Below are 12,529 nucleotides of genomic sequence, written 5' to 3'. Positions count from 1 at the left end.
CAGAGTCATATGAGCCTGTAGTTCATTAGCGAAAATGGTACCTCAGTCCCCGCTCCGGCGGTCGACTTCTCCGCTCCGGTGGTTGAGGAGCGAGCGCCAGCGAGCGTCTCGAAACCTCGTGAGTCGATCTCCAGACGCGACCCGAGTGTGAGGATTTGCTCGCGAGGTTTCGAGACGCGGCCTCCTTCGTCGGCTGCTCCTCAACCACCGAGAAGGTCAGATCTGTCGTTGACCCTGTGAACTCCTCGCAACACCGGCGGGCCGACGCTGAATTCGCGGCATGGCGCCCAGTGCCGGAGAATAGTGGGATGCGCCGCTCCGACGAGCGGCGCAGTGAGCACCAGGCGCGCGATGCGCGCCGAAGAATCGCCCAAGAACATTCTGGCCACGAACCATCAGGCCAATGAGCAGTCAGGACTGTGACGTAGTGATGACATTCCGACGGATCACGAAAGCCCTCTACGACACAAGGCGCAGCGCATGAGGCTCGTCTTCGCCGGTACTCCCGCCGTCGCCATCCCCAGCCTGACCGCGCTGGCCGATTCCGATCACGAGATCACGGCTGTCGTCACCCGCGAGGATGCCCCGCTCGGCCGGAAGCGCGTACTCACCCCGTCGCCCGTGGCCGACGCCGCCGCCGCGCGCGGCATCCGCGTCATCAAGGCCAACCGTCTCAACGAGACGGCCACCGCGGAAATCGCCGCGCTGCAGCCCGACCTCGGCGTCATCGTCGCCTACGGGGGACTGGTGCGGGAGCCACTGCTGTCGACCCCGCGCCTCGGCTGGATCAACTTGCACTTCTCGCTGCTGCCACGCTGGCGCGGCGCCTCGCCCGTGCAGCGCGCGGTGATCGCCGGCGACGCCGAGACGGGCGCCGCTGTGTTCCAGCTCGTCGCCGAGCTCGACGCCGGTGCCGTGTTCGGCAGTTTCAGCACCGCCATTCCCGCGGATGCGACGAGCGGCAGCCTGCTCGACGCCCTCAGTCTGAGCGGCGCAGAACTGCTCCTCCGTGTGGTCGACGAGCTCGCAGCGGGCACCGCGACGGCCATCGAACAGACCGGCGACGTCACCCTGGCGCCGAAACTCGTCATCGACGACGCCCGGATCGACTGGAATGCCCCCGCCGACGCGGTCTTCAACCGCCTGCGCGGCGTCACCCCGGAACCCGGCGCCTTCACCGTCATCGGCGACTCACGTTTCAAACTTCTCGAAGCCGCACCTGTCTCCGCACAGGTCGTCGGCGAGATCCCGACACTGCCCGCGGGCATCATCCGCGAACACGACAAGAAAGTGCTGATTGGCACCGCGACAGAGCCGCTCGAGCTGCTGCGCGTTCAACCGGCTGGAAAGAACCCCATGAATGCAATCGACTGGTGGCGTGGCGTAGCAACGACCGAGGTGGTCGCCTCATGAGCGCCGAACGCCCGCCGCGCCCGCCTCGCGCACAGCGCCCCACGCGCGCCGAGCGCAACTCGCGCCCGCCCCGCTCCAACCCGTCACCTGCAGACTACGTGCAGCCCGCCCGCCGGGTCGCCTACGAAGTCATCGCCGCCGTGCGCGCTGACGACGCCTACGCGAACCTGTTGCTGCCGACGAAGATTCAGCGTGCAGCGTTGAACACCGCGGATGCCGCCCTCGCCACCGAGCTCACCTACGGCACCCTGCGCATGCAGGGCTACTACGACCGCGTGATCGCCATCGCGGCGGGCCGCGAGGTCACGGCCATCGACCCCGCCATCCTCGACGTGCTGCGCCTCGGCGCCCACCAGCTGCTCGCCACCCGCATCGCCACGCATGCCGCGGTCAACGAGTCGGTGTCGCTGGCGAAGCAGGTCGGCTCCCGTTCCGCGACCGGTTTCACCAACGGCGTGATGCGCGCGATCTCCCGAGTCAGCGCCGACGAGTGGCGCGACCAGGTCGTCGCCGAGGCCACGAGTGCCGACGACAAGCTGGCCGCGCTCTACTCGCACCCGGTCTGGGTTGTGCGCGCCTTCCGCCAGGCGCTGCTCGCCGAAGGCCGCCAGGACGAACTCGAAGAGCTGCTCGCCGCCGACAATGAGGCGGCCAAGGTCAACATGGTCGCGCTTCCCGGCCTCACCCCGCCGGAACTCCGCGCGTCGCTCGGCGACCTCGACGCCTTCTCACCGACCGGTTTCGTGCTCGGTGGGGGAGACCCGTTCCACCTGATGAAGGAGCACGACGGCACCATCCGCGTGCAAGACGAGGGCTCCCAGCTCGCCGCACTCGCCCTGACCCGGGCCCGCCCGGTGAACAAAGACGAACGCTGGCTCGACCTCTGCGCCGGCCCTGGCGGCAAGGCGGCCCTGCTCGCTGCGGAAGCGCTGGCCGGGGGAGCCTTCCTCGTCGCCAACGAGGTGGTCCCGGCTCGCGCGGCCCTGGTGCGCAACGCCCTCGCGCCGGTTCCGCTCGACGTTCCGGTGTGGGAGACCGACGGCACGACCATCGCGACCCGGCATGCCGACACCTTCGACCGCATCCTGCTCGACGCCCCCTGCACGGGCCTCGGCGCCCTGCGCCGCCGGCCCGAAGCGCGCTGGCGCAAGCAGCCCAAGGACGTCGCCGAGCTGTCGGGCCTGCAGTCGAACCTCATCGACGCGGCGCTGTCCGCCCTCGCTCCCGGCGGCATCCTCGCCTACGTCACCTGCTCGCCGCACATCGCCGAGACCCGCGGGATCGTGGCCACCGCCCTGAAGAAGTGGGGCGACACGGTCACCCAGCTCGACACCGCGGCCGTCGTGCAGTCTCTCTCCGAATCGAAGCTCGATCTGGCCGGGGACCCCGGTGTCGTGCAGCTCTGGCCGCACCGCCACGGCACCGACGCCATGTTCATCACCCTGATCGAACGCACGAAGTAGGCTCGCAGAATGTCGACTCGAATCAACCCCAGCATCCTCGCCGCCGACTTCGCGAACTTCGAACGGGAGCTCGGGCGCATCAGCACGGCCGACCTCGCGCACGTCGACGTGATGGACAACCATTTCGTGCCCAACCTCACGTTCGGTCTGCCGATGGTGGAACGGTTGCAGCAGGTGTCGCCGATCCCGCTCGACGTGCACCTCATGATCGACGACCCCGACCGCTGGGCACCCGGCTACGCGGAGGTCGGCGCCTTCTCGGTCACCTTCCATGCGGAAGCGGCGGCCGATCCCGTCGCGTTGGCTCGCAAATTGCGCTCGATCGGGGCACGGGCTGGCTTGGCGCTGAAGCCGGGAACCGACGCCACCGACTACCTGCCGATCCTCCACGAGTTCGACCAGATCCTGGTGATGACGGTCGAACCCGGCTTTGGCGGGCAGAGTTTCGATCAGTCGACCATGCCGAAACTGCAGCTGCTTTCTGACGCGGTGAAGAAGACCGGTCTCGACATCTGGTTGCAGGTCGACGGCGGAATCACGGCCGACACCATCCAGATCGCCGCCGCGGCGGGCGCCGACACCTTCGTCGCCGGCTCCAGCGTCTTCCGCGGCGAACCGGCCGAGCAGATCGCACTGCTGCGGGCTGCGGCGAACGAACACCGCCACGCGCACTAGTAGCCTGTACTCGTGAAGAATTTTGACGCACTTTTCGCCGAACTGAGCGAAAAGGCACTGACCAGGCCTGAAGGCTCTGGAACAGTACGTGAGCTAGACGCCGGCGTGCACGCGATTGGTAAGAAGATCGTCGAGGAGGCCGCCGAAGTATGGATGGCTGCCGAGTACCAGAGCGACACCGAGACGGCCGAGGAGATCTCGCAGCTGCTCTACCACCTGCAGGTTCTCATGCTGGCCAAGGGACTGACCCCGGCGGACATTTACCGACATCTGTGATCACTGTGGCCTACGGCCACTGATTGCTCTGTTGACTCCGCCCATCCCTGAACCATACGAAAGTGCATCATGCTGAGAATTGCCGTTCCCAATAAGGGTTCCCTGTCCGAAACCGCCGCGCAGATGTTGTTCGAGGCCGGCTATACCGGTCGCCGCGACCCGCGCGACCTCGTTGTCGCCGACCCGGCCAACGACGTCGAGTTCTTCTACCTGCGCCCCCGCGACATCGCCACCTACGTCGGAAGCGGCGCCCTCGATGTGGGGATCACCGGCCGCGACCTGCTGCTCGACTCCCACTCACCGGCGGTCGAGATCGCGAACCTCAACTTCGGCGACTCGACGTTCCGTTTCGCCGGCCCGGCCGGTCGCTTCCAAACTCTCGCCGACCTCGCGGGCCTCCGCGTCGCCACCAGCTACCCGGGTCTCGTCGAGCGTTTTCTCGCCACCCACGATGTCGAGGTCGAACTCGTCACGCTCGACGGCGCCGTCGAATCCGCCGTTCAGCTCGGTGTCGCGGATGCCGTCGCTGACGTCGTGTCCACCGGGTCGACGCTGCGGAAGGCCGGCTTGGAGATCTTCGGCCCGGTCATCCTCGAATCCACAGCGGTTCTGATCGACTCCGGCAACGACAAGCCCGGCATCGCCACGCTGCTCCGTCGCCTGCAGGGTGTTCTCGTCGCTCGTCAGTACGTGCTGATGGACTACGACATCCCGGTTGCCCAGTTGGATGCGGCCTGCCAGCTGGCTCCCGGCATCGAATCGCCCACTGTGTCCTCGCTGCACGATCCCGACTGGGTCGCCGTGCGGGTGATGATCCCGCGCAAGGACATGAACTCGGTGATGGACGACCTGTACGAACTCGGCGCCCGCGCCATCCTCGTTACGACAATTCACAACGCGCGTCTTTAGGCTGTGATGATGACTGCTCTGAAATTGAGTGATCTGACCCTGAGTGATTCGATGAGCTGCGAAACGGCGAAGGAGTACCGGTCATGACTCTCGCGGTGCGCGTGATTCCCTGCCTCGATGTGGCAAACGGCCGCGTCGTCAAAGGCGTGAACTTTGAGAACCTGCGCGACGCAGGCGATCCGGTCGAACTGGCCCGGCTCTACTACGAGCAGGGTGCCGACGAACTGACCTTTCTCGATGTGACGGCAACGGTCGACAACCGGGCGACGACCTACGACGTGGTGCAGGCCACCGCAGAACAGGTGTTCATCCCGCTGACCGTCGGCGGCGGTATCCGCAGCGTCGAAGACGTCGCGAAGCTGCAGGGGCACGGCGCAGACAAGATCGGCCTGAACAGTGCGGCAATCGCCCGCCCGGCGTTGATCGGCGAGATCGCCGACCGCTACGGCTCGCAGGTGCTCGTGCTCTCGCTCGATGTCAAACGCAGCGACCGCACCGAATCGGGCTTCGTCGTGACCACCCACGGCGGCCGCACCGAGACCGACCTCGACGCGCTCGCCTGGGCGACAACCGCGATCGAACTGGGCGCGGGGGAGCTGCTGGTCAACTCCATCGATGCCGACGGCACCAAGGCCGGCTTCGACACCGAGCTGATCAGCCTGATGCACGCCATCAGCACGGTTCCGGTGATCGCCTCCGGCGGCGCCGGACGGGTCGAAGACTTCCCGCCGGCCATTCGCGCCGGTGCCGACGCCGTGCTCGCCGCCTCCGTGTTCCACAGCCGCGAACTCACCATCGGCGACGTCAAACGCGAGCTGGCCGACTCAGGAATGCTGGTGCGCTGATGACAACGAACAACGACAACACGGCGGCCGTCGAGACGGCTCTGGACGCTGCGGTGTTCAATTCAGACGGTCTGATCCCTGCCGTCATCCAGCAATACGACACCCATGAGGTGCTCATGCTCGGCTGGATGGACCGCGAGGCGCTGAGCCGCACGCTCCGTGAGGGCCGGGTCACCTTCTGGTCGCGCAGCCGCCAAGAATACTGGCGCAAGGGCGACACGTCCGGCCACGCGCAGTACGTGCACGCCGCGGCGCTCGACTGCGACAACGACACCCTGCTGGTGCAGGTCGACCAGGTCGGAGTCGCGTGCCACACCGGCACGCGCACCTGCTTCGACGGTCGCGACCTCCCCGCCACCCCCGGCCACCGGCCGGATGCCACGCCACTGATCTCGCACGAGTAAAGGATCCGAAATTGATCGCCGCGACAGCCGGAACCACGCGTCATGACCAGTTCACCGCATTGGTGAGCGAACACCGGGTGATCCCGGTTGTTCGCGAGCTTTTCGCCGACGGCGAGACACCGGTCGGCATCTATCGCAAACTCGCCAACGGCGCCCCGGGCAGCTTCCTGCTCGAGTCGGCCGAGCAGGGCGGGATCTGGTCGCGCTTCTCCTTCGTCGGCGTCTCCTCGTTCGGAGTGCTCACCCAGACTGGCGATTCGAGCGAGTGGCTCGACTACGGCCTCTCGGCCGAACGCGCCCTCGGTGACGCCATCACCCTCGGCCCGCTTGCCGCGCTCGCCCACCTCTACGCGGCCTGGCAGACCCCGCGGCTGCCCGAACACCCGCCGCTGACCGGCGGCCTCGTCGGCTTCATCGGCTGGGAAGCCATCCGTCAGATCGAGAATCTTCCCGACCAGCCGCCGGCCGACTATGACGTGCCGGGGCAGGCTTTCAGCTTCGTCGCCGACCTCGTCGTGCTCGACCACAAATTCGGCACCGTGCAGCTGATCGCCAACGTTCTGAACGACGGCGTCGACTCTGCGGATGCCCTCTGGAACGACGCGCAGGCCCGTCTCGACAGCCTGCAGGCGCGTCTGGCGGCTCCGTCCGAAGCCTGGGTGTCGACGATCGACCTCTCGACGCTGCCCTCGCCGACCAACCGCACGGAGCGGGCCGATTTTCTGGCGTCGGTCGACACGGCGAAGCAGCACATCGTCGACGGCGACATCTTTCAGGTCGTCATCTCGCAGCGCTTCGATCAGGAGTGCACGGCGCACCCGATCGACGTCTACCGGGTGCTCCGCAGCCTGAACCCGAGCCCGTACATGTATCTGCTCAGCCTCGAGTCACCGGCCGGTGAGCCGTACTGGATTGTCGGCTCGTCACCCGAGGCGCTCGTCAAGGTGCAAAACGGTCGCGTTTTCACTCACCCGATCGCCGGCTCCAAGCCGCGCGGTGCGACTCCGGATGCCGACGCGGACTTCGAGGTGGAGCTCACCGGCGACGCCAAAGAGAAGGCCGAGCACCTGATGCTCGTCGACCTCGCCCGCAACGACCTGCTCAAGGTCTGTGCGGCAGGATCGGTCGAGGTGACCGAATTCATGCGCGTCGAACGATTCAGCCACATCATGCACCTCGTCTCGTCGGTCGAGGGCGATCTGCTCCCCGACAAGAGCGCCATCGATGTCTTCCGGGCGACGTTCCCGGCCGGTACGCTCTCCGGGGCACCGAAGCCGCGGGCGCTGGAGATCATCGACGCCCTCGAGCCCGCCCAGCGCGGCGTCTACGGGGGAGTTGTCGGCTACTTCGGCTTCGCCGGAGATGCCGACCTGGCCATTGCGATCCGCACGGCGACGATCATCAACGGGGTGGCGCGCGTGCAGGCCGGCGGCGGGCTGGTCGCCGACTCCGACCCGGCGTCTGAGTATCAAGAGTCGCAGAACAAAGCCGCGGCGCCGCTGCGCGCGGTCGCCGTGGCGAACCAGATGGCGCGGGTGTTCTAGATGACACAGTCACCGGCCGGAACGCCGGCTCAGAAGCAGGCCAGGGCATCCGCCTCCCGCATCAAACTGCTCATCATCGTTGCAATTCTGCTCGGCAGCGGACTCGCTCTGCTGGCCTGGACGCAGACCTGGGTGACGACCACCATTTTCAGTCACTCCGGCGGCGCCCAACAGCTCGAGATCGACGGTGCAACCGCAGCCCCGGCCCTGACGGCCCTGGCCCTGGCCGGACTCGCCCTCGGCGGCGCACTCACCATTGCCGGGCCGATCATCCGCATTGTTCTCGGCGTTCTCGAGGTGCTCCTCGGCGTCTCGGTGGGCATCGCGGCGTATGGCGCGGTGAGCGATCCGGCCGGCGCGAGCGCAGGCGCCATCACCAAGCTGACCGGCGTGGCCGGCAAGCACGCCGGCGACGGCGTCGTGACCACGAGCCTGACATTGTGGCCGTATCTGGCCCTCATCGCGGCGGTCATCATGGTCGCCGCCGGTGTCGCGGTTCTCGTCACCTCATCACGCTGGCCCGGGGCGACGAGTCGTTTTCAGGCGACCCGGTTGGAGCCGGTCGCCGGCGCTGACGAGACGACCGACGAGATGACCGACGGCACGACTGACGGCAGCGGCGACGGCTCGGGGCCGGCCGCATCCGCCCGCCCCGACACGAAAACCGACCGCAGCACCAGCTCCGGCGACTCAATCGGCGACTGGGACGACCTGAGTCGTGGCGAAGACCCAACCCGCTAGACTTGGCATGAACATCAACACACTTCAAGGAGCAGTATGAGCATCGAGTCCATCGACCCCGGTCACGGCCATTCGCCGGCAGCATGGACCGCCGTCATCATCATGCTTCTCGCCTTCACCATTGGAACCGTCGCGTTCTTCCTGGAGATGGCGTGGCTGGTATGGGCGTCGGCCGGTCTCCTCGTCGTCGGACTCATTGTCGGCTACGTCATGTCGAAGGTCGGCTACGGCGTCGCAGACTCTGCTCCGGCGAACCACTAGTTTCGTGGCGACCGACCTGCTGACCGACCTTCTGGCCGGCTCACTCGCCGACGCCGAAGCACGTGAAGCGGTGAGTTCACTCGCCGTTGTCGAACAGGCTGCACTTCTGCGGGTTCCCGCACTCGACGCGCTGGCCGTTCTGGCTCCGGCCGACCGGGTGAAGATCATCGCCGAAGTGAAGCGGGCCAGCCCGTCGCGCGGTGCCCTGGCCGACATCGTCGATCCAGCGGCACTCGCCCTCAACTACGAGTCCGGCGGAGCCAGCGCGATCAGCGTGCTCACCGAAGGCCGCAAGTTCAAGGGCTCGCTCGCCGACCTTGAGCAGGTGAAGGCAGCGGTACGCATCCCCGTGCTGCGCAAAGACTTCATCGGCAACGCGTACCAGGTCTTCGAAGCGCGGGCCGCCGGTGCAGACCTCGTGCTCTTGATCGTCGCCGCGCTCGACCAGAGCACCCTGGCGTCACTGCACAGCCTCATCAACGAGCTCGGCATGACCGCGCTGGTTGAAACCCACAGCTCCGATGAGGTCAGCCGAGCCATCGACATCGACGCTCGGCTCGTCGGCGTGAACGCCCGCGACCTGGCGACCTTCGAGCTCGACACCGAACTCTTCGGCCGTTTGTCCGGCTCCATCCCCTCCGGTGTGGTGAAAGTGGCTGAGTCCGCCGTCAAGACGGCGGCGGATGTCGCCCACTACCGGGCAGCAGGCGCCGACGTCGTTCTGGTCGGCGAAGCCCTCGTGACCAGCGATCCCCTCCGTACCCTTTCCGAGTTTCTGGCGGTCTAAATGTCCCTACGTACTGAATCCGGCCCGTACTTCGGCGAGTTCGGCGGGCGGTGGGTGCCGGAATCGCTCGTCGCCGCGCTCGACGAGCTCACCGCTGAGTACGAACTGGCGAAGCAAGACCCCTCGTTCGCCGCTGAGCTGATGGAGCTGCACAAGACCTACACCGGTCGCCCGTCGATCATCACCGAGGTGCCGCGGTTCGCCGCGCACGCCGGCGGGGCACGCATCATCCTCAAGCGTGAAGACTTGAACCACACCGGTTCGCACAAGATCAACAATGTGCTCGGCCAGGCCCTGCTCACCAAGCGCATCGGCAAGACCAGAGTCATCGCCGAAACCGGTGCAGGTCAGCACGGCGTCGCCACCGCGACCGCCGCCGCCCTGTTCGGTCTCGACTGCGTCGTCTACATGGGCGAGGTCGACACCGAGCGTCAGGCTCTCAACGTGGCCCGGATGCGTCTGCTCGGCGCTGAAGTGATCCCCGTCACCGCGGGCTCCCGCACCCTGAAAGACGCGATCAACGAAGCGATGCGTGACTGGGTCACCAACGTGGAGACCACCAACTACATCTTCGGAACTGTGGCCGGCCCGCACCCGTTCCCCGCCATGGTGCGCGACTTTCAGAAGATCATCGGTGAAGAGGCGCGCCAGCAGGTTCTCGATCTCACCGGTCGTCTCCCCGATGCAGTGACCGCCTGCGTCGGCGGCGGGTCGAATGCGATGGGCATCTTCCACGCGTTCCTCGACGACGCCGACGTCGCACTCTACGGCTATGAAGCTGCCGGCGAGGGTGCTGAGACGCCCCGTCACGCGGCAACGATCACCAAAGGAAGCCCCGGTGTGCTGCACGGCGCCCGCAGCCTCATGCTGCAGGATGCCGACGGCCAGACGTTGGAGTCGCACTCGATTTCTGCCGGTCTGGACTACCCGGGTGTCGGCCCGGAGCACGCGTGGCTGGCCAGCATCGGTCGTGCCACCTACCTACCCGTCACCGACGATGAGGCGATGCACGCCCTCCGCCTGCTCAGCCGCACCGAAGGCATCATCCCGGCCATTGAGTCCTCGCACGCCCTCGCCGGCACGCTGGAACTCGGCAAGCGCCTCGGCCCCGACGCGACGATCCTGGTGAACCTCAGCGGTCGTGGCGACAAAGACATGGAGACCGCGGGTCGATACTTCGATCTGCTCGACGAAGGTGCGGAACAGTCGTGACCGAACAGAAGCAGAGCACTGGTTCGACCAGCACCGTCGAGCGCACCATCGCGGCACGGCGTGAGGCGGGCTCCGGCGCGCTGATCGGCTACCTCCCCGTCGGCTTCCCGAGCCTGGGGGAGAGCATCGATGCTGCCGTCGCCCTGGTCGAGAACGGCGTGGACGTCATCGAACTCGGCGTCCCCTACTCCGACCCCGTCATGGACGGCCCGGTCATCCAGGTCGCCACTCAGCGCGCATTGGCCGACGGCTTCCGGCTGCACCACGCTTTCGAAGCGGTGTCGGCGATCACTGCGCAGGTTTCGGCGCCGATTCTGCTGATGACCTACTGGAATCCCGTGCTGCAGTACGGCGTCGACCGGTTCGCCGACGACCTGGCCGCGGCCGGTGGAGCCGGGTTGATCACGCCGGACCTCATCCCCGATGAGGCCGACGCCTGGCTCGCCGCCAGTGAGCGCACCGGTCTCGACCGCGTCTTCCTGGCCGCGCCCTCGTCATCCGACGCCCGCATCAAGCAGGCCGTCGAGGCCAGCCGTGGCTTCGTCTACGCGGTCTCGACCATGGGCATCACCGGTGCACGCGCGGATGTCGACGCTGCGGCACGTGTGCTCATCGAACGGCTGCGTCTGGCCGGTTCGACCAGCGCCTGCGTCGGTATCGGTGTCTCAACCCCCGACCAGGTGCGCGAGATCCTGGGCTACGCCGACGGCGCGATCGTCGGCTCCGCCCTGGTGAAGGCACTCACCGATGGGGGTATCGACGCGCTCGGCACCCTCGCCGCCCAGCTCGCTGCCGGTACCCGCGCACTCTAGCCACCCGCGGTGGTGCTGAGCCTCCGCAGTCTGAAAACTAAGATAAGTTGACCGAGGCGCTCGATTGGGCGCTGAAAGTGACTCGCGTCACGACGTGAAAGGTAGTACCGAGGTGTCGTTTCCCCTGAGCATCCCCAGCCCCGACTGGAGCTATTTCGACCTCGGACCGTTCAGGATTCACGCCTACGCGCTGTGCATTCTCGCCGGCATCATCGTCGCCACCGTGATGACCTCTCGCCGCCTGACCAAGCGTGGGGCTGAGCCGGGCATCGTGCTCGACATCATTCTGTGGGCGGTGCCGCTCGGAATCGTCGGCGCACGCATCTACCACGTGCTCACCCACCCGGGGGACTACTTCTACCCCGGCGCCGATCTGCTGCGCACGCTCTACATCTGGGAGGGCGGCAACGCCATCTTCGGTGCGCTGCTCGGTGGCGCCGTCGGTGCATTCATCGGATGCCGGATGACGGGCATCCGCTTCTGGTCGTTCGCTGACGCTCTCGCGCCCGGCATGCTCGTCGCCCAGGCGATGGGTCGCCTCGGCAACTGGTTCAACCACGAACTCTTCGGCCAGCCGACCACCCTGCCCTGGGGTCTGCAGATCGAGTCGACGAATCCGGCGTTCCCGGCGGGTCTTCCGGCCGGAACTTTGTTCACTCCGACGTTCCTCTACGAAATTATTTGGAACTTGCTCGGCGTCGCCGTTCTGCTCTACCTGGAGCGCAAATTCACCCTCCGTTGGGGCAAAGCGTTTGGCGTCTATCTCATCTGGTATGGACTGGGTCGCACCTATTTTGAGTCGATTCGCCTCGACCCAAGCGAGATTTTCTTCGGAATCCGCACAAATGTCTGGGCAGCCCTGTTGGCGATTCTGATCGGTCTTTTGATCATCATCATTCAGAACCGCGAGCACACCGGGATCGAATTGAGCCCCTACGTGCCCGGTCGTGAGTGGAGCGCTCCCGATGCTGATGTAGAATCTGACGACACCGAGTCCGAAGTAGATGGCGGCGGCAATGAAGCCTCTGATTCCACCGGATCGGCGGAGCACGCAGCCACAAGCAGAAGCGTCTCGAACTGAGAGATCCCGTCACCACCCCCCTGATCACGGCCCGTTACCCGGTCGATCTGGTGGCGTCTCTCTTCCCCTAGCGGGCCAGCGTCGTCCCTCGCTATCACTTTGCATG

The 12,529-nt window shown here is 66.4% G+C and carries 14 protein-coding genes; all 14 read left to right on the top strand.

Annotated features, from left to right (window positions below):
- Positions 1 to 480: 480 nt before the first annotated feature.
- The 14 genes from fmt (at position 481) to lgt (ending at position 12,423) form a co-directional block, all read left to right on the top strand.
- Complete coding sequence (gene fmt / locus AC1DCF_RS16360) at positions 481 to 1,413, top strand: methionyl-tRNA formyltransferase (RefSeq protein ID WP_477211920.1); 933 nt, start codon at positions 481 to 483, stop codon at positions 1,411 to 1,413.
- Positions 1,410 to 2,876 (top strand): RsmB/NOP family class I SAM-dependent RNA methyltransferase, encoded by a 1,467-nt coding sequence (locus AC1DCF_RS16355; protein WP_477211919.1) that lies wholly within the window; start codon positions 1,410 to 1,412, stop codon positions 2,874 to 2,876. The genes fmt and AC1DCF_RS16355 overlap by 4 nt, the downstream gene beginning before the upstream one ends.
- A 9-nt stretch (positions 2,877 to 2,885) precedes the next feature.
- The gene (gene rpe / locus AC1DCF_RS16350) at positions 2,886 to 3,551 is read left to right on the top strand and encodes a ribulose-phosphate 3-epimerase (RefSeq protein ID WP_477211918.1); all 666 of its coding nucleotides are present in this window, start codon (positions 2,886 to 2,888) and stop codon (positions 3,549 to 3,551) included.
- A 12-nt stretch (positions 3,552 to 3,563) separates the two neighbouring features.
- Positions 3,564 to 3,827 carry a phosphoribosyl-ATP diphosphatase gene (locus AC1DCF_RS16345; RefSeq protein ID WP_441789900.1) on the top strand — a complete coding sequence of 88 codons (264 nt, stop codon included), beginning with the start codon at positions 3,564 to 3,566 and terminating at the stop codon, positions 3,825 to 3,827.
- Positions 3,828 to 3,896: 69 nt separating this feature from the next.
- Positions 3,897 to 4,736, top strand: a complete 840-nt coding sequence (gene hisG, locus AC1DCF_RS16340) for an ATP phosphoribosyltransferase (protein ID WP_441789899.1) — start codon at positions 3,897 to 3,899, stop codon at positions 4,734 to 4,736.
- An 83-nt stretch (positions 4,737 to 4,819) separates the two neighbouring features.
- Positions 4,820 to 5,581 carry an imidazole glycerol phosphate synthase subunit HisF gene (gene hisF, locus AC1DCF_RS16335; protein ID WP_477211917.1) on the top strand — a complete coding sequence of 254 codons (762 nt, stop codon included), beginning with the start codon at positions 4,820 to 4,822 and terminating at the stop codon, positions 5,579 to 5,581.
- Positions 5,581 to 5,985, top strand: coding sequence for a phosphoribosyl-AMP cyclohydrolase (hisI, locus tag AC1DCF_RS16330; RefSeq protein WP_477211916.1), 405 nt, complete (start codon positions 5,581 to 5,583; stop codon positions 5,983 to 5,985). The genes hisF and hisI overlap by 1 nt, the downstream gene beginning before the upstream one ends.
- An 11-nt stretch (positions 5,986 to 5,996) precedes the next feature.
- The gene (locus AC1DCF_RS16325; protein ID WP_477211915.1) at positions 5,997 to 7,529 is read left to right on the top strand and encodes an anthranilate synthase component I; all 1,533 of its coding nucleotides are present in this window, start codon (positions 5,997 to 5,999) and stop codon (positions 7,527 to 7,529) included.
- Positions 7,530 to 8,270: a Trp biosynthesis-associated membrane protein gene (locus tag AC1DCF_RS16320; RefSeq protein WP_477211914.1), complete on the top strand. Its 741-nt coding sequence runs from the start codon at positions 7,530 to 7,532 to the stop codon at positions 8,268 to 8,270.
- Positions 8,271 to 8,306: 36 nt separating this feature from the next.
- Entirely contained in the window at positions 8,307 to 8,531 is a 225-nt protein-coding gene (locus AC1DCF_RS16315) for a DUF6704 family protein (RefSeq protein WP_441789894.1), read from the top strand.
- A gap of 16 nt (positions 8,532 to 8,547) precedes the next feature.
- Complete coding sequence (gene trpC / locus AC1DCF_RS16310; protein ID WP_477211943.1) at positions 8,548 to 9,318, top strand: indole-3-glycerol phosphate synthase TrpC; 771 nt, start codon at positions 8,548 to 8,550, stop codon at positions 9,316 to 9,318.
- On the top strand, positions 9,319 to 10,530 hold the full coding sequence (gene trpB / locus AC1DCF_RS16305) for a tryptophan synthase subunit beta (protein WP_441789893.1): 1,212 nt from the start codon (positions 9,319 to 9,321) through the stop codon (positions 10,528 to 10,530). It abuts the gene before it with no gap.
- Entirely contained in the window at positions 10,527 to 11,342 is an 816-nt protein-coding gene (gene trpA, locus AC1DCF_RS16300; RefSeq protein WP_477211913.1) for a tryptophan synthase subunit alpha, read from the top strand. Before trpB ends, trpA begins: the two co-directional genes overlap by 4 nt.
- 112 nt (positions 11,343 to 11,454) lie before the next feature.
- Positions 11,455 to 12,423, top strand: coding sequence for a prolipoprotein diacylglyceryl transferase (gene lgt / locus AC1DCF_RS16295; protein ID WP_441789891.1), 969 nt, complete (start codon positions 11,455 to 11,457; stop codon positions 12,421 to 12,423).
- Positions 12,424 to 12,529: the final 106 nt, after the last annotated feature.

The sequence above is a fragment of the Leifsonia sp. 10L418 genome (assembly GCF_056395445.1).
The sequence above is the reverse complement of the archived record's forward strand: the minus strand, read 5'-3'. Positions and strand labels throughout refer to the sequence as shown.